The sequence below is a fragment of the Methylobacterium sp. TK31 genome, assembly GCF_055361545.1.
The window spans coordinates 2,749,357-2,765,509 of record NZ_CM143964.1; the positions used below are offsets into that span (position 1 = coordinate 2,749,357).

Annotated in this window: 14 protein-coding genes and 2 tRNA genes; 6 read left to right on the top strand and 10 right to left on the bottom strand. The window is 67.0% G+C overall.

Annotation, left to right across the window (positions count from 1 at the left end; translation table 11 throughout):
- Positions 1–208: 208 nt before the first annotated feature.
- Entirely contained in the window at positions 209–2,926 is a 2,718-nt protein-coding gene (locus ACXJY8_RS12750) for a hypothetical protein (RefSeq protein ID WP_463769403.1), read from the bottom strand.
- On the bottom strand, positions 2,923–4,095 hold the full coding sequence (locus ACXJY8_RS12755) for a hypothetical protein (RefSeq protein WP_463769405.1): 1,173 nt from the start codon (positions 4,093–4,095) through the stop codon (positions 2,923–2,925). Before ACXJY8_RS12755 ends, ACXJY8_RS12750 begins: the two co-directional genes overlap by 4 nt.
- Before the next feature lie 281 nt (positions 4,096–4,376).
- On the opposite strand from ACXJY8_RS12755, the gene ACXJY8_RS12760 reads away from it, so the two are divergent.
- Entirely contained in the window at positions 4,377–5,210 is an 834-nt protein-coding gene (locus ACXJY8_RS12760; protein ID WP_463769407.1) for an MFS transporter, read from the top strand.
- Positions 5,211–5,448: 238 nt separating this feature from the next.
- Here ACXJY8_RS12760 and ACXJY8_RS12765 read toward each other — a convergent pair.
- The 3 genes from ACXJY8_RS12765 to queA form a co-directional block, all read right to left on the bottom strand.
- Positions 5,449–5,524: transfer RNA gene (locus tag ACXJY8_RS12765), tRNA-Lys, on the bottom strand.
- Positions 5,525–5,642: 118 nt separating this feature from the next.
- Positions 5,643–6,809, bottom strand: coding sequence for a tRNA guanosine(34) transglycosylase Tgt (gene tgt / locus ACXJY8_RS12770; protein ID WP_463769409.1), 1,167 nt, complete (start codon positions 6,807–6,809; stop codon positions 5,643–5,645).
- A 52-nt stretch (positions 6,810–6,861) separates the two neighbouring features.
- Complete coding sequence (gene queA / locus ACXJY8_RS12775; RefSeq protein WP_463769411.1) at positions 6,862–7,947, bottom strand: tRNA preQ1(34) S-adenosylmethionine ribosyltransferase-isomerase QueA; 1,086 nt, start codon at positions 7,945–7,947, stop codon at positions 6,862–6,864.
- Between the two features lie 199 nt (positions 7,948–8,146).
- Between queA and ACXJY8_RS12780 the strand changes: the two genes are divergently transcribed.
- Both ACXJY8_RS12780 and ACXJY8_RS12785 read left to right on the top strand, forming a co-directional pair.
- Positions 8,147–8,413, top strand: a complete 267-nt coding sequence (locus tag ACXJY8_RS12780) for a hypothetical protein (RefSeq protein WP_463769413.1) — start codon at positions 8,147–8,149, stop codon at positions 8,411–8,413.
- Positions 8,414–8,532: 119 nt separating this feature from the next.
- Positions 8,533–9,420 carry a cation diffusion facilitator family transporter gene (locus ACXJY8_RS12785; RefSeq protein ID WP_463769415.1) on the top strand — a complete coding sequence of 296 codons (888 nt, stop codon included), beginning with the start codon at positions 8,533–8,535 and terminating at the stop codon, positions 9,418–9,420.
- Here ACXJY8_RS12785 and lipB read toward each other — a convergent pair.
- Positions 9,417–10,142, bottom strand: a complete 726-nt coding sequence (gene lipB, locus ACXJY8_RS12790; protein ID WP_463769417.1) for a lipoyl(octanoyl) transferase LipB — start codon at positions 10,140–10,142, stop codon at positions 9,417–9,419. The two genes, ACXJY8_RS12785 and lipB, sit on opposite strands and share 4 nt — an antisense overlap.
- Before the next feature lie 80 nt (positions 10,143–10,222).
- On the opposite strand from lipB, the gene ACXJY8_RS12795 reads away from it, so the two are divergent.
- Positions 10,223–10,528, top strand: a complete 306-nt coding sequence (locus ACXJY8_RS12795; RefSeq protein ID WP_056211093.1) for a FliM/FliN family flagellar motor switch protein — start codon at positions 10,223–10,225, stop codon at positions 10,526–10,528.
- A 135-nt stretch (positions 10,529–10,663) separates the two neighbouring features.
- Positions 10,664–10,748 (top strand) — tRNA-Leu (locus tag ACXJY8_RS12800).
- Between the two features lie 138 nt (positions 10,749–10,886).
- Here the strand turns inward: ACXJY8_RS12800 and ACXJY8_RS12805 are convergent.
- Positions 10,887–12,020 (bottom strand): FAD-dependent monooxygenase, encoded by a 1,134-nt coding sequence (locus ACXJY8_RS12805; protein ID WP_463769419.1) that lies wholly within the window; start codon positions 12,018–12,020, stop codon positions 10,887–10,889.
- Positions 12,021–12,324: 304 nt separating this feature from the next.
- Here ACXJY8_RS12805 and ACXJY8_RS12810 point away from each other — a divergent pair, with 304 nt between their 5' ends.
- A complete protein-coding gene (locus ACXJY8_RS12810; RefSeq protein ID WP_463769422.1) occupies positions 12,325–12,504 on the top strand; it encodes a hypothetical protein in 180 nt (59 codons plus the stop codon).
- 122 nt (positions 12,505–12,626) lie between these two features.
- Here the strand turns inward: ACXJY8_RS12810 and ribB are convergent, their stop codons facing one another.
- The 3 genes from ribB to ACXJY8_RS12825 all read right to left on the bottom strand — a co-directional run bounded on the left by ribB (position 12,627) and on the right by ACXJY8_RS12825 (position 16,144).
- Positions 12,627–13,703: a 3,4-dihydroxy-2-butanone-4-phosphate synthase gene (gene ribB, locus ACXJY8_RS12815; RefSeq protein ID WP_463769426.1), complete on the bottom strand. Its 1,077-nt coding sequence runs from the start codon at positions 13,701–13,703 to the stop codon at positions 12,627–12,629.
- A gap of 86 nt (positions 13,704–13,789) precedes the next feature.
- Entirely contained in the window at positions 13,790–14,893 is a 1,104-nt protein-coding gene (gene aroC, locus ACXJY8_RS12820; protein WP_463769428.1) for a chorismate synthase, read from the bottom strand.
- 150 nt (positions 14,894–15,043) lie between these two features.
- The gene (locus tag ACXJY8_RS12825; protein ID WP_463769431.1) at positions 15,044–16,144 is read right to left on the bottom strand and encodes a catalase family protein; all 1,101 of its coding nucleotides are present in this window, start codon (positions 16,142–16,144) and stop codon (positions 15,044–15,046) included.
- Positions 16,145–16,153: the final 9 nt, after the last annotated feature.

The window sequence follows — 16,153 nt, forward strand, 5'->3', positions numbered from 1 at the left end:
GATTTCCCATCAGGGAGAGCCAAGACGCGCTCCGCGGCAGCGCGTCATACGATCATATGCGACGAGCAACTATATTACAGCGTAAATTGGATTGGAAGGCACATAAATCTTGAACAGGTAGCGCCGCTGCACGGCGGGTCCCGACCTCTCTCAGACGATCAGGAGGTCTACTTGCTGCAAATACTATTTATCGCTGCGGTACTGATATTCATGATACTGATCTTGGGTTGATAGAATAGAGTGAATCCAACAAAGCGCCGAGACTAAATTTCAGCGCCTCATTTCGCGAGAGCCTCTGGCGGTACGCATCAACGGCATCCGGTGCTGACGTCACGACACCATCTACGGCCGCAAGAGCAAATACTGCGGCATCGAGTCCGGTGGGGCCCAGACGTATGCATTGCTCCGTGAGCGCCTGGAGCACGGCGTGGCGGACCGCTTCGGGCTCTTGGCGGAGGAGCACAAGCCGCTGGCCGAGTGCCGCGTAAAAGGCATGCTCAGTGTCCGTGCGAATGGTATTAGGGTCCAGCGTCGTTTGCGGATCCCCAGATAGTCGCACTGCGCGGCCAACAGTAATTGAGGCAGCCAACTCCGGACGCTGGGCCGCTTCCGCGAGCGCCGACTCAACCTCTTCCCGGACGCCCAGGAAGTCAGCAAATGCTATGCTAGCGAAGGACCAATTATGGACGATTGCCGCGTCAGGCGTGGTACGCGGCGGGATGGCGAAGCTGGCGAAGATCAGTGGGTTCTTCGCCGCAGCGTGCCATAGCCTCAGAATGCTGGGTAGCAAGGGGCTGAGTAATTCACGAATGCCCTCATTGCTGAGAGACAGGTCACGACGTAGGCGAGTTTCCCCTTGTACCAGCTGCAAAAGGGGTTGGTAGGCGAGTGGTAGGCCAATGCTGCGATGCGCGCTCGCCGCGCTATCTATCACAGCGCGCAGGGCGGAGAGCGCCTCTTCCACGCCCGCTTTGCCGGAAACGCCGGGCGCCTCAAGCAGGCTGGCGATGCAACCCGACACCGCCGAGGAATTAATTTCGTGAACACGCTGCCGAAGGTCTTGCACGATCTCAGAAATTGCGTTTTCTTGATCTTTAGACAGGACTAAGTGTGGAGTAATATCTTTAAGCAGGAACATCAGCCGGACGTTTTCACTGCGCGATGCTAGTCCAAAGCGCACGACTGTCTCGGCGCAACGTTTGCCCAGAGAAGGGTCGTCGCACCAGAGGGATTGTGTGGGCACATCCGAGAGGAGACCGAGCGCTGGCCGGATGACGGGCCAAGCAGCATCGCCCGGATCAATCGTGTCGAGCAGTGCCAGAGTCGCCTCAATGCAACGACGCAGGTCCGTCGGTTCGAACACGTCAGCATAGGAGTAGGCTGTGTCGAGCGCCGCCCAAGCCGGACGGAACGCTCCTGTTGCCAAGTGTGCAATTATCCCGTCCGCCACTGCGGTTGAGGCCGTCCGGGCTAGCTCCGGCCGGACCTCCGCGATCCGCTGCAGCGCTTTCAGGCTCTCGCCTGCAAGACCTCTGCCTTGAAGTGTCGAGAATGGCTCGTCGCGCGCGGCGACAGCGATTGCGTCAATAAGGGGCGCTGCCAGCGGCTTCTGGTCAGCCGGCATCTCGATGAGCCATTCGGCGAACAAGCGGATCAGCACGCTGCGTCGCTCCGAACGCACGCCGGCGTGCGCGTCCGCCCGTGCGAGAAGGTCTTCAATCAAATTCTTATTCAAGTAGGCGGAAAGCAGCGGCTTTGACCAATGCGTCTTATTAACTATTTCGGGGTCACCGCTTTCGATCATAAGTCTCATAGCCATGACAAAGCCCTCCGGCCGCCGCACGCGCCGGATGCTCTCAGTGAGCTCTTCTGAAATGAATACGCCGAACAAGGCTTTCGTTCGGCGAGCATCGCTAGCGCTTCCCAAGGCAATCTGTCGACGCAGCGTTGCCCAGAAAAAGCGGTTGGCGTCACGCCATTCCTTCCTGCGCCAAGCGTCCAACGCGGCATTTAGGTCGTGCGCTACGACCAAGTGCGGCGCGAAAAGCACTTGAGTCCGTTCGATGGTAGGGAAGCTAAAGCTGTCGGCGGCTAGAATTTCGGCGTTTAAGGCATCGTGGGGGGCGTTGACACGGAAGATCGGCGCGGTTGCAAGCGACTGGCTCTGCAGCGGCGGCAAAAGGACCTCGGCTGCTCTTCCCGGTCCCTCAACATCGCGTCTCGCCGAGGCATCAGACTGAAGAATAATCCATTTCAGGCCCTCTTGGAGAGCCGCCCAGGCCGGTGGCGTTTGCGGGCTGAGTCTTAAAGCAGCCTTACGGTAAAGGGACCGCGCGTGATGAGGCCGGTCCAGATCTAAGCAAAGGTCGCCGAGGTGCTTCAGCAATACGGCGGACAGGACGCTCGGGCTCTGCGGAAGGCTGAGATCTAGTTTCTCAATACCCTCCACCGACCCGGTTTTGGCGAGGTCTGCCACCAAATCATAGGCTGCGAGCAGCGGTACCAGCGCCTCCGGAGGGGCGCCTAGAGAGCGTTTGAGCTCCCCATAGGTGGCTAGATCCCGACGTGCCAACTCGAAGGCGTAGCGTACAGCCTGAAAGCGGGCCATTTCAGCACCGGAGAGCTTGTCGTCAAACGCGATTGGGGGATCGTCGTTGGAAGCGATGAGAGGCCATATAGCCCGCTGGAGGAATGATGCGACGGGTTGGCTGGTCGTCCGGTGTCGGACAAGGAGGTTTGCAAGGTGGGGCGGGCCTCCGGCAAGCTGATCCTCAAATAGATCGTCCCACTGCACCCCACCCTCACTGCTGACCTTGACTAGGGCGCGAGCAAGGTCTGCTACGAGGTCGGCGGTGAGCAGATGACTCACTACGATCCACAGTAACAGGTCTGTTTCGAAGCTCTCTGCACAAAAGGCGGTTTTCATAGCGAATTTCCGGACCGAGTTAGGGCAATGGTCCGCGGATCGACCCATCTCGCAATTATAACATCACAGTTACGCACGCCCGACCGCGGCTTCCAAGGCGACGTGTCACGGAGCAGAGTTGGCAGGGTGAAGCCGAAGATTGCCACTGCCGCGTCTGGATCATCGACCTCCGGGTCTAGCGCGGCTATGTAGCCGCGCACCCGCCAAGTCTGGATCGGGTCGTCGTCAGGCGTTGACCAGCGATTGTTGCCGGAATTGGCTTTCGGGTTCCCAAAGCAGGTTAGGTCGATGTGTCGATGCGGGATAACGTGGCCGGGTGCTACCGGCTCAAAAATTCCGGAGAGGCCGCCCGGCTGCTGCTCGGGAAGCGTATGGAAGTTTGAGAGCACAAAGCTTGCGAAGTGGTGGCGCGGCAGGCCCCCGTCGTGGGCTGCGCGGTCGAAAGCAGCGCGAAAATCTTGGTGCCATTCCCTATACGCCCGTCCATCTGCCGACATGCTTCGTTTTTGCGGTGTACAGGTGGTGACAGAAACGATGTCCACGTAATCGGGGGGGGCTTCGAAAATATTCGCTTCTCGATGCAACTCCTGGAGAGGCGACTGCGTCCCGCGGTCCGTCTGCAGGTTAAGAACGTCGGAGCAGATCATCGGCTGAATTGTGACTGGGAAGAACCTTCGATCGGACGGCTGTAAAGTCACGAGAGTTAAAAGGTCTCCTTCCACCATTGTCCCGTCCGGTATCGGGCTGGTTTCCCACTGCGAACGTATTAGCTTTGGATGCAGGCAGATGCGGAGCCGACCCTGCACATCACTCGCAAAGAGACAGCCAACATTAAAACTTCCAGTCTGATTCTGGCGGCGCAACCAAGACAAGAAATTGTCGAGGTCTTCCGTCGCAAGATTTGGTATGGAGCTGAGGGCATCCATGAAACAGCGCAACTCCTCGGCGCCGATCAGGTGGCTAGTCAAGTCGCGCGACGAGCGCAAGCCTACATGGATCAAGCCGGGCACGTTGAGAACGGCCAAGGCTCGAAGAACCTCAAGCACCATGTCCAGTGGCGCGAATGCCTCGGGAAATACCAGTAGATCAAACGGCTCCGGCGTGGTCAGCGATTGATATCCCACATCGGTCAGTTCCGGCGGGCTCGGGCTCACCAATTGAGTGATCACCTGCGCGAAGAGGTCCGCATGCGTCGTAGGTTGATAAGTCCTCGGCTCTGCCACTCGCACGGTAAACGTCCGCCGTGAACGTTGAACCGTCCAGCGAAGGTGATTGGGCCAGAAGCGCTCGCTTGAGCTAGATGAGATGGTCAGGCGAAGCCTGCAAGAATACCCGGGGGAGCCGTTCTTTTGCCCATCACTCGGCCCCTTGTAAAGAGAGAGGCGGTCGCCTGAACACCGCACAACGTAGCTGTCTTTCTCTACCGATGGCGCTTCCCGCGTCGATCAGTATGACGGACCTTTCGGTAGGTGTTGCAAATTGTCGCTATGGGGCTTGGCTTAGGTTAGCGACGGTCACCCTTGTGAGTCCTCCAGCGAAGCAGGCCGTGCTCTCGTCATGGACGGAGATCGGCTGGCGCGTCGGCAACCTCGCGGCCGGCGCAGGCGTTTTGTTCCTGGCGGACAAAATTGGCTGGCGTGGAGCCTACCTCTGCATGGCCGCACTCATGCTGCCGGGCATGCTGGCCGCCCTGTTCGCGCCGGAGCCGCCCTCGGACAAGCTCTCCCACCTGGCCCGGGCCAGCTTCCTCGATACGATCTGGGCGCCGATCCGGGAGCTTCTGACCCGGCTCGGGCCGATGGCGCCCGTGATCCTGCTCCTCGTCACCGGCTTTCGCATGCCGGGCTATGTGGCGAGCGCCATGGCCATTCCGCTGTTCAAGCACCAGGGGTTCTCGAACACCGACATCGCCACCAAGCTCTTCGGCTTCTGGATCGCTCTCGGAGGCACCTTCATGGCCGGTGCCCTAATCCCGCGGATCGGCATGCTGCCGAGCCTTCTCATCGGCACGGTGGCGGGCTCGGCCTCCCATCTCAGCCTCGCCTACCTCGCCGCGCACGGAGGCGATGGGGGAACGGCGTTCTGGACGTTCGCGGCCGCCGTGAGCATCGACGGTTTCGCCTACGCCTTCGCGTCGGTCGTACTCATCACCTACATGTCGACCCTCGCATCGGCCGATCACGCGGCGAGCCAGGTCGGGCCCCTTACATCGTTGTGTGCCTTCCCGGGCAGCGTCCTGGCGGGCGTTTCCGGCTTCGCCATCGAGCACACAGGCTTCACCTAGTTCTTCGTCGGGACTTCGCTGATCGAGCTGCCGGTGGCGCTGCTCTCGCTCTACATCTGGGCGAAAGTCGGCATCTTGATGAAGCAGCGCCACGGCCGAACGCGCCGTAGGCCGCAACCATCGTATCACAATCCCGAGGTGGCGACCCCACAAGGTGCTTCCCCCGTGCAACCCCATCTAACGATTGGGTAGCACCAAATTTGTAAGTGCGTCTAAAGCATTGCAAAGAATGAGAAAATGGTGAGCGCGCTGGGACTCGAACCCAGGACCTACAGATTAAAAGTCCGTTGCTCTACCAACTGAGCTACGCGCTCGTGTGCGACGGGGCGTTGCGGCACCGGGGGCCGCGCCGTGTCGAACAGCGAGGCTCGCAATAGGGGGTCGGCGGTATGGGGTCAACCGGCTTCGCGGCCGTCCCCGGGGGATGGCGGCTCAGGCGGCGGCGCGCTCGGCCTCGGCCCGGGCCCAGGCCGCGCGGGTCTCATCGCAGAAATCGGCGAGGCGCCCCTGCGCGATGGCGGCGCGCAGGCCGGCCATCAGGTCCTGGTAGTAGGACAGGTTGTTCCAGGTCAGCAGCATCATGCCCAGGATCTCGTCGCTGCGCACGAGGTGGTGGAGGTAGGCCCGGGAATAGTCGCGGGCCGCCGGGCAGGCCGAGGCCTCGTCGAGGGGGCGGGTATCCTCGGCGTGGCGGGCGTTGCGCAGGTTGATCCGGCCGTGGCGGGTATAGGCCAGGCCGTGGCGGCCGGCCCGGGTCGGCATCACGCAGTCGAACATGTCGATGCCGCGCGCCACCGAGCGCATCAGGTCGTCCGGCGTGCCGACGCCCATGAGGTAGCGCGGCTTGCCCGCGGGCAGGTGCGGCTCCACGGTCTCGATCATCGCCAGCATCACGTCCTGGGGCTCGCCCACGGCGAGGCCGCCGATGGCGTAGCCCTTGAGGTCGAGATCGACGAGGGCGCGGGCGCTCTCCGCCCGCAGGGCCGGCACGTCGCCGCCCTGGACGATGCCGAACATCGCCTTGCCGGCCTGGCTGCCGAAGGCGACCCGGCAGCGCTCGGCCCAGCGCAGGGACAGGTGCATCGCCTTCTCGATGGCGGCGTGGTCGGCGGGCAGGCGGACGCATTCGTCGAGCTGCATCTGGATGTCGGAGCCGAGCAGCCCCTGGATCTCGATGGAGCGCTCCGGGCTCATGTGATGGGTCGAGCCGTCGACGTGGGAGCGGAAGGTGACGCCCTGCTCGTCGAGCTTGCGCAGGGCCGAGAGCGACATGACCTGGAAGCCGCCGGAATCGGTGAGGATCGGGTGCGGCCAGTTCATGAAGTGGTGCAGGCCGCCGAGCCGCGCCATGCGCTCGGGGCCGGGGCGCAGCATCAGGTGGTAGGTGTTGCCCAGGACCACGTCGGCGCCGAGGTCACGAACCTGGCCGGGATACATCGCCTTGACGGTGGCGGCCGTGCCCACCGGCATGAAGGCCGGCGTCCGGATGGTGCCGCGCGGCATCGTGATGGCGCCGGTGCGCGCCGCCCCGTCGGTGGCGTCGACGCGGAAGGTGAAATCGGTGGGCAGGCGGGAAGCGGCGGGAACGGGCTCGGACATGGCCGCCGTCTTAGAGCCTGCACCGGTTTCGAGGCAAACCCGTCGGCGCGCCTCAGGTTTGCGCCGGAAACAGCAGGCTCGAATCGCCGTAGGAGTAGAAGCGGTAGCCCGTCGCGATGGCGTGCGTATAGGCCGCCCGCATGGTCTCCAGGCCCGAGAAGGCCGAGACCAGCATGAACAGGGTCGAGCGCGGCAGGTGGAAGTTGGTCATCAGCGCATCCACCGCGCGGATGCGGGTGCCCGGGGTGATGAAGATCTCGGTCTGGCCGGCGAAGGCGCGGAGGCGGCCATCGGCATCGGCTGCGCTCTCGAGGAGGCGCAGCGCCGTGGTGCCCACGGCGACGATGCGCCCGCCCCGCGCCCGCACGGCGTTGAGAGCCTCGGCGGTGTCGGCGTCGAGACGACCGATCTCGGCATGCATGCGGTGATCGGCGGTGTCGTCGGCCTTGACCGGCAGGAAGGTGCCGGCCCCCACATGGAGCGTCACGGTATGGCGGGCGATGCCGGCGGCGTCGAGGTCGGCCAGCATCGCCTCGGAGAAGTGCAGGCCGGCGGTGGGGGCCGCCACCGCTCCGGGCTCGCGGGCATAGACGGTCTGGTAGTCGGTGGCGTCCTGCGCGTCGGTGGAGCGCTTGCCGGCGATGTAGGGCGGCAGCGGCAGGTCGCCGATGGCCGCGATGGCCTCGTCGAGGGCGGGTCCTGCGAGATCGAAGCGCAGGGTGATCTCGCCGCCCTCCCCCTTCGCCGCGATGGTGGCGTCGAGACCGCCGAGGGCACAGGGCTCGCCGGCGCCGTGCCGGCCGAAGCTGACCCGGTCGCCGAGGGCGAGGCGCTTGCCCGGCCGGGCGAAGGCGCGCCAGCTGTCTGCCGCCTCGCGCAGGTGCAGCATCGCCTCCATCCGAAGGCCCGGCGAGCCCGGGCGGTGGCGCAGGCCGGTGAGGCGCGCCGGGATCACCCGGGTGTCGTTGAAGACCAGGGCGTCACCCCGGCGCAGGAGCTGCGCGAGGTCGCGCACCCGACAATCCTCCAGGCCCGCGCCCGGACGGACCACGAGGAGGCGCCCGGCGTCGCGGGGCACCGGCGGACGCAGGGCGATGCTGGCTTCGGGCAGCTCGAAATCGAAGAGATCGACGCGCATGCCGCGCCAACTGCATGGTTTGCGGGCGCGGATCAATGGGCCGGAACCTGCGGCGGGCCGGCCGGTTCCGACTTCCTGGCGGGCGAGCGCCGAGGCCGCCTCGGTTTTCAGACCTCAGGTTGCATTCGTTGGTCCGCTCCATACAAGAATCGTTGCAGGCGGTCGCGGGCGGCGCGCGAGCATGGCGGGAGAAGATGGCATGAGCGACGGGATCACCCGGCTGGTACGGCCGGGCCGCGTCACCCTGGACGGGCAACTGGTGTCGTACTGGGAGCGGGAGGCGCAGCGTCTCGACGCCCTCGCCGATGCGGCTCGCTGGAACTGGAGCGCCCGGAGCCTGCGGCGCAAGGCGGAGCGCGCGCGGGCCGAAGGCGCACGCTTCGCCGCCCGCGAGGCGGCACGCCGATCCCCGAGCCCGGACGCGCAAGCCGCGCCGGAGGTGCCGGAGGATTCCGGCCCGGCATAGCCCCGGCTCAATCGTTCAGCGACGGGTTCAACCTTTGCCGTGGCCTTGGCGCCGGTACGGGCGCTATGGCACCGCCACCGGGCGGCACCGCTCCGTCCGGCTCGAGACCGGACGTCGTGATGGACCGTACCCAGAAAGCCGCCCTCCTGAGCGCCGGCCTCGGCGCCCTGGTGATGGGGCTCAAGTTCGCCGCCTACTGGGTCACCGGAAGCCTCGCGCTGTATTCCGACGCCCTCGAGAGCATCATCAACGTGGTGGCGGCGATGTTCGCCCTCGTCGCCCTGCGGGTGGCTTCGCGCCCGGCCGACGACGACCATCCCTACGGCCACCACAAGGCCGAGTACTTCTCGGCGGTGATCGAGGGCGCGCTGATCATCGTCGCGGCCATCCTGATCCTGCGGGAATCGTTCCACGGTCTCCTCGACCCCAGACCCCTCGACGCACCGGTGACCGGCCTCGCCGTCAACCTCGTCGCCACCGCGATCAACGGCGCCTGGGCCATGATCCTGCTCCGGCGGGGCCGGGAATGGCGGTCCCCCGCCCTCGTGGCGGATGCCCGCCACGTCATGGCCGACGTCGTCACCTCCGGCGGCGTCCTCCTCGGCGTCGCCCTGGTGGCGGTCACCGGCTACGCGATCCTCGATCCGCTCATCGCCGGGCTCGTCGCCCTGAACATCCTGTGGTCCGGCTGGGGCATGGTCCGCGAGTCGGTCAGCGGCCTGATGGACAAGGCGGCCCCCAGCGAGATGGTGGCCCAGATCCGCGAACTGATCTCGATCCACAGCACCGGTGCCCTGGAGGCCCACGACGTCCGCACCCGCCACGCGGGGCAGGCGACGTTCATCGACTTCCACCTGGTGGTGCCCGGCACGATGACGGTCCAGGATTCGCACGCGATCTGCGACCGGCTCGAAGCCGCGATCGAGAGCGCCATCGAGGGCTCGGTGGTGGTCATCCACGTCGAGCCGGGTGAGCACGCCAAGGGCCGCGGCGTGCCGGTGATCTAGTCCACCGTCACCGTCGCGCCGAAGATCGCCTCGAAGGCGGCGCGCAGCTGCATGTCCACCTCCGGCATCGACACGAGGTGCCCGAGATCGACGAGGCTGGTAACGCCGTGGCCGGCGATGCCGCAGGGCACGATCCCGGAGAAGTGGGACAGCTCGGGCTCCACGTTGAGGCTGATGCCGTGGAAGCTCACCCAGCGCCGGACCCGGATGCCGATGGCGGCGATCTTGTCCTCGACGCCCTCCCCCCGCTCCGGCCGACGGACCCAGACGCCGACCCGGTCCTCCCGGCGCTCGCCGCGCACGTTGAAGGCCTCCAGGGTGGCGATGATCCAGGCTTCCAGGGCGGCCACGTAGGCGCGCAGGTCCCGGCGCCGCCGGTCGAGGTCGAGCATCACGTAGGCCACGCGCTGGCCGGGCCCGTGATAGGTATATTGCCCGCCCCGCCCCGTCCGGTGCACGGGAAAGCGCTCCGGCTCGACGAGGTCGGCCTCCTGTGCCGAGGTGCCGGCGGTGTAGAGCGGCGGGTGCTCCAGGAGCCAGACGAGCTCCGGCGCCCGGCCGGCCGCGATGGCCTCGGCCCGTTCCTCCATGGCGGCGACGGCCTCCGCGTAGGGAACGGGCGCGTCGCTGATCCGCCACTCCACCGGGGCCGAGCCGGCTGCAGCCCGGAAGTCCCCCGATGGGAGCGCCAACCGGGCGGCGGTTATGGGTTCGTTTACCAAGACTTCACCATCGCGCGTGGAAGGTGGACGGGAGGGCGGGCGCCGCGTCGCGCGTCGCCCCGGAACGAAGGACGGGTCGCGTGGCGGTTCTCGAAGACCTGAAGGTCGATCTTAAGGTGGTGCTCGGACGCAGTCACATGCCGCTGCACATGCTGCTGCGCATGGGCCGGGGCGCCGTGATCGAACTCGAATCCACCGAATCCGATATGGTCGAGATTCTCGCCAACGACCACCCGATCGCGCGCGGGCAGATCGTGGTGACCGGCAACCGCATCTCCGTGGAGATCACCGAGCTGATCCGGAAGGCCGAGGTCGTGCGCCTCGCCGGCGTCACCATCGGCGAGGGCGCAGTCCCGGTCCTCGAAGGCGGCGTCGATTTTCTCTGATCCCGCCCTTGCGGCGCTTGTCGGACGGAAATCCCTCTGTTATTGGCTGCGCCGCGCCCCGAGAGATCGGCCGCCGCAGCCGAGTGAGACAGGATCTCCGGGCCCGGTGACCGACGCGAACGGTGTGTTGACGATGCGGCCATGGCGGAATTGGTAGACGCGCTAGCTTGAGGTGCTAGTCCTGCAAGGGGTGGAGGTTCGAGTCCTCTTGGCCGCACCAACTCAACGGAGTGGGTGTTCCCCTCCGGAACGATGAGGCCGCTACCGGGCCTCCTGATATCTCCCGACATTCAAATCTGTCTCGACGATCGAGGCGCGATCGCTCTTCGACCGGTTCGGTGCGTCCCATCGTCTGTCCTCAGACCGGCACCGGCACGCGGAGCGGTTCGTAGGTCGTGCGGTAGCTGCGCGGGCCGACGATGGGCAGCAGCAGGTTCCTCGCCCAGTCCGGCAGGTTGGCCGTGCGCGACAGGCGGTCGGTCATCGCCTGGACATGGGCGACGCGGGGACGGCGCAGCGCCTCCCAGGCCGGGCCGACCGCGTCCCGGTCCATTCCCTCACCGAGCAGGCCGGCCAGCACCAGGGCATCCTCGAGGGCCAGCGCCGCGCCCTGGGCCCAGACCGGCGCGGTGGCGTGGGCGGCATCGCCCGCCAGGAGCACGCGGCCCTCGCTCCAGCGCGGGATGCGGACCTCTTCGAGCGGCGAATGATGGATCGCATCCGAATTCGGCAGGACCCGGTCCAGCGTGTCGTGGACGGTCTGCGGAAACCGGTCGAAGACCCCGCGCAGAACCGCGAGATCGCGGCCGGCGGCTCCCGCCCCGCTCACCGAGACCCAGCCGTAGACCTCGTCGCGGTCGACCGGGATCAGCAGGAACAGGCCGCCGGCACCGGCCCAGAGCGTCCAGGCCTCGATGCCCGGGTTCGGCGCCATGAAGCGCCAGCTCGCCTCGGCCAAAACCGCGGATTGCGGCGCCAGCGCCCCGAACACGGATCGCCGGACCGCCGAGTTCACCCCGTCGGCACCGACCAGCAGGCTTCCGGTCTCGGTCGATCCATCGGACATCTCGAGCGTGACGCCCTCGGCCGCCTGGCGGACGGACGCGATCGCGGAGCCTCGCCGCAGAGCGTCCGTGGGTAGGCCATCGGCCAGCAGGCGCAGGAGGTCGCCGCGGCGCAGGCAGTGCGGGCGCAGGGCCTCGCCCCAGAACGCATCCTCGTCGACGGAGAAGATCAGGCGGCCGCGCTCGGTCCGGTAGTCTCGCCGCCGCACGGGCGCGCCGTAGCGGCGCAGGTCCGCGGCGAGCCCGAGTTGCGCCAGGGCCCGGACGGCATTGCCGGGCAGGTTGATGGCGAGGCCGGCATCGCGGGCGTCGGTACGGCGCTCCAGGGTCAGGGAGGGAACGCCGCGCCGCTGCAGCGCCCGGGCCATCGCCAGCCCCGCGATGCCGCCGCCGGCCACGAGCACCCGACCGTCCCTCTCGTCCCGCATGAAACCTCCCGAAACGGTGGCTGCCGGTCCCCGACCGGGTCGCGCCCCGGGGCTCGACGAAACGGGACCGGCATACGCGAATTCAGTCACAATGTTGCTGAGGTCAGGGAACCGGATGGCGCGCCGAGCCTTCCATGATCGGATCCCGACTGCGGCGGCCCGGCACTTGCTTCAGCAGCGGCAGTGTCGAGACCGGCGCCCTCCGCATGCGTTTCTCGCCGGCATGGTAAACAAAGTTGGTTCCATCCCCGGGAAATCTACGTAGACTCTACGTAGGTGCTCGTCGAGCGAAGAGGGAATCGGAATGCGGTTGATCGATGATGTCGATGCGACGGGCCGACGGCGGCTCCTGAGGAATGCCTATATCTGGTACCGCTTCACCGTCCTGGCGGCACGCGAGATCCTGACGCGCCGCGACACCGAACACGATCGCCCCCTCCCCCAGCCGCGTCGACTGTCCTGGTCGGGCGGCTCCAAATCCTGAAGCCAAATCCAAAAGTCAGGGGCGGAAGCGGAATCCTGATGCTGAGTCCTGATCGTCGGGTCCCGACGATCAGATCCCGGCGATAGCACCGCCGGACCGGCAGGCGGGGCGGGAGCGCCGCCTCAGCCCTCCAGGCGCTCGTCGCCGAGGAACTCGATCCCGAAGCCCGACAGGCCCACATAGGCGCGCGACGAGGTCGCGAGGTTGCGGATCGAGGAGATTCCGAGATCACGCAGGATCTGCGCTCCGAGCCCGACCTCCCGCCACTGGGCCACGCGCTGGGCCTCCGAGCCCTCCTCGGCGAAGGGCTTGAGGGGCACGCCGGCGGTGCCGTCGCGCAGGTAGACCAGGACGCCGCGGCCCTCCTCGGCGAAGCGGCGCATCACCGCCTCGATCTGGCGCCCGCCCTCGATCACGTCCGCCACCACGTTGGAGCGGTGCAGCCGCACCAGCACGTCCTTGCCGTCGCCGATGCGCCCGTGGACGAAGGCGAATTGCTGCACGGTCTCGAACGGCGTGGTGTAGGCGTAGCCCGTCATCTCGCCGAACTCGGTCTTCACCGGGAAGGTGCCGACCCGCTCCACCAGCGTTTCGCGGGCCTGGCGATAGGCGATGAGATCGGCCACCGAGACGCGCTGGAGATTGTGCTGCTCCGCAAAGGCCGTGATCTGCGGCCCCTTCATCACCGTGCCGTCGTCGTTGGCGAGTTCGCAGATCACGCCCACCGGGGGCAGGCCCGCGAGCTTGCACAGGTCCACCGCCGCCTCGGTGTGGCCGGAGCGCATCAGCACGCCGCCGTCCTTGGCGATGAGCGGGAAGACGTGGCCCGGGCGGACGAAATCGTCCTCGCCCATGTTCCCGTTGGCGAGCGCCCGCACCGTGTTGCAGCGCTGCTCGGCGGAGATGCCGGTGGTGAGGCCGTGCTTGACGTCGACCGTCACCGTGAAGGCGGTGCCCAGAGGCGCATCGTTCGAGGCCACCATCGGGTCGAGGCGCAGGCGGCGCGCCTCGGCGCGGGTCAGGGGCGCGCAGACGATGCCGCAGGTGTTGCGGATGATGAAGGCCATCTTCTCCGGCGTGCAGAGCGAGGCGGCGACGACGAGGTCGCCCTCGTTCTCACGGTCGTCGTCGTCGGTGACGACGACGATCTCGCCGCGGGCATAGGCCTCGATGGCCTGCGTGATGTGGGTATGGGGCACGGGCTGTCTCTTGGCGTTTCGCGGACACTTGGCGTTTCGCGGATATTTGGCGTTCGCGGATCGGGCGGAGGAGGGCGCGGTCGGGTTCAGTCCCGCGCGCCGACCTGTCCCCGATGGCGCAGATAGTGATCGGCGAGGACGCATGCCATCATGGCCTCCGCCACCGGCACGGCGCGGATGCCGACGCAGGGATCATGGCGCCCCTTGGTGACGAGGTCGACGTCGCGATTGTCCCGCGTCACGCTCATGCGCGGGGTGAGGATCGACGAGGTCGGCTTCACGGCGAAGCGGCAGACGATCGGCTGGCCGGTGGAGATGCCGCCGAGGATGCCCCCGGCATGGTTGGCGAGGAAGGTCGGGGCGCCGCCGTTGCCCGAGCGCATCTCGTCGGCGTTCTCCTCGCCCCGGAGCGCGGCGGAGGCGAAGCCGTCGCCGATCTCGACACCCTTGACGGCATTGATCGACATCATCGCGGCGGCGAGGTCCGCGTCGAGCTTGCCGTAGATCGGCGCGCCGAGCCCGGGGGGGACGCCCTCGGCCACGACCTCGATCACGGCGCCCACCGAGGAGCCGTCCTTGCGGATGCCGTCGAGATAGTCCTCGTAGAAGCGTGCGGTCTCCGGGTCCGGGCAGAAGAACGGGTTGGCGTTCACCGCCTCCCAGTCCCAGCGGGACCGGTCGACGGCGTGTGGCCCCATCTGGACAAGGGCGGCCCGGATGGTGACGCCGGCCGGCAGGACCTTGCGGGCGACCGCGCCGGCCGCCACCCGCGCGGCAGTCTCGCGGGCCGAGGAGCGGCCGCCGCCGCGATAGTCCCGGATGCCGTACTTGGCGTCGTAGGCGTAATCGGCGTGGCCCGGCCGGTAGCTGTCGCGGATCTCGGAATAATCCTTCGAGCGCTGGTCGGTGTTCTCGATCTCCAGCGCGATCGGCGTACCAGTGGTCAACTGGACGCCGCCGGTGCGGTCGTCGGCGAAGACGCCGGAGAGGATGCGGACCTGGTCGGGCTCGCGGCGCTGCGTGGTGAAGCGCGACTGGCCGGGCTTGCGCCGATCGAGCTCCGCCTGGATGTCCTCCGCCGAGAGGGCCAGCCCGGGCGGGCAGCCATCGACCACGCAGCCGAGGGCCACCCCGTGGCTCTCGCCGAAGGTGGTGACGCGAAACAGGTGTCCGAACGTATTGTGCGACATGGCGCCCCCGCTCTAGCGCGGGTTTGGCCCGAGGGCCAGCGCGCGGCCCGCGTCCGGCGCAGGTCGCCCCTGCGGCTGCGCACGGGCATATCGCCCCCTCCACCTGGTCCGGCGGTATTCAGGCGGGCGGCCATGTCAGGCATGCGATTGTCAGGCGGGTATGTCGGAGACCGCCTGCGGCTCGGCCTCCGGGATGCCGTTGCGGGCATGCCGAAAGCGCGACAGCGCCGGATAGGTCTTCAGGCGGGCGCGCATGAGCGAGCCGAGCGGACGATGGGCCGCGAGCCCGTGCCCCGGACGGAAGGACAGGCAATCGTCGGCATAGGCCAGCCGGGCCGGGCTGTCGGCCGCCTGGGCCGGGATCACCAGGCGCGCGACCGTCCGGTAGGGGCTCGCCGATTCAGGCCATTCCTTCGAGGCGTCCTCCACGGGCATCGTCTCAAGGTCGGTGCAGAGCTGCGCCCGGATCTCGAACACCGCGCCGTCGCCTCGGAAAAACGCGGTTACCGCATGCCGGAAGACGTCGGGATCCTTGGACGGATCGAGGAGATCGCCGGCGAGCGCCGCCTGGGCCGGCGAGGCCGGGAACGCCGCGATCTTGGCGACGTGGTCGCCGAAGCGCAGGGCGGCTTGGCTGTAATAGGCCTCGGACAGGGGATGAACCGGCGCGTGCCCGAAAAAGTCGAGCAGCGCCGAATCCTTCCCCGTCACGCTCCGGACCACCGTGTTGGCGCCGCGCGCGAGGTGCGAGACCGCCGATTTCACGGCCTCCGGGGCCCGGGTGCCGCGTTCGAGCTGCTTCATGCTGCCGAGGAATCCGGCGGCATCCGGATTGGGAAAGACCGGACCGGTGGCGAGGACCAGATCCTGCGTCGTCCGGCCCTCGTGTCCGGGCAGCATCTCGCCGCTGACGCCGAACAGCTTGATCGCCATGCCGCGATGGGTCGAGACCGTGTCCGACAGACGCTCGCCCGGCCCCTGCGCAAAGCGGACCACCGCCGGATAGGTACCTCCTCGGGCGAAGAGCCCCTGGCGCAGGGGCTCCGGCAGATCGTCCGGGACAACGAATTCGCCGACGACGACACCGCTGACCTTGGCGTGCGACGCCCGGACGGCGTGATCGTAGCGCTTGGCCGTCACCTCGCTCTCGCGCGTCATCGAGGCGATGATTTCCTCGATCACCCGGTCCTCGTCGGGGGCGGGTGTCTCGATGCCGTCGTGATAGCGCAGATAGGTTTCGGGACCGGCCATGGCTCGCCT

What these genes read in the sequence shown, in the direction of transcription:
- ACXJY8_RS12750 (WP_463769403.1), bottom strand. Translation starts at nt 2,926, where the DNA reads ATGAAAACCGCCTTTTGTGCAGAGAGCTTCGAAACAGACCTGTTACTG.
- ACXJY8_RS12760 (WP_463769407.1), top strand. Translation starts at nt 4,377, where the DNA reads ATGACGGACCTTTCGGTAGGTGTTGCAAATTGTCGCTATGGGGCTTGG.
- tgt (WP_463769409.1), bottom strand. Translation starts at nt 6,809, where the DNA reads ATGTCCGAGCCCGTTCCCGCCGCTTCCCGCCTGCCCACCGATTTCACC.
- queA (WP_463769411.1), bottom strand. Translation starts at nt 7,947, where the DNA reads ATGCGCGTCGATCTCTTCGATTTCGAGCTGCCCGAAGCCAGCATCGCC.
- ACXJY8_RS12780 (WP_463769413.1), top strand. Translation starts at nt 8,147, where the DNA reads ATGAGCGACGGGATCACCCGGCTGGTACGGCCGGGCCGCGTCACCCTG.
- ACXJY8_RS12785 (WP_463769415.1), top strand. Translation starts at nt 8,533, where the DNA reads ATGGACCGTACCCAGAAAGCCGCCCTCCTGAGCGCCGGCCTCGGCGCC.
- ACXJY8_RS12805 (WP_463769419.1), bottom strand. Translation starts at nt 12,020, where the DNA reads ATGCGGGACGAGAGGGACGGTCGGGTGCTCGTGGCCGGCGGCGGCATC.
- ACXJY8_RS12810 (WP_463769422.1), top strand. Translation starts at nt 12,325, where the DNA reads ATGCGGTTGATCGATGATGTCGATGCGACGGGCCGACGGCGGCTCCTG.
- aroC (WP_463769428.1), bottom strand. Translation starts at nt 14,893, where the DNA reads ATGTCGCACAATACGTTCGGACACCTGTTTCGCGTCACCACCTTCGGC.
- ACXJY8_RS12825 (WP_463769431.1), bottom strand. Translation starts at nt 16,144, where the DNA reads ATGGCCGGTCCCGAAACCTATCTGCGCTATCACGACGGCATCGAGACA.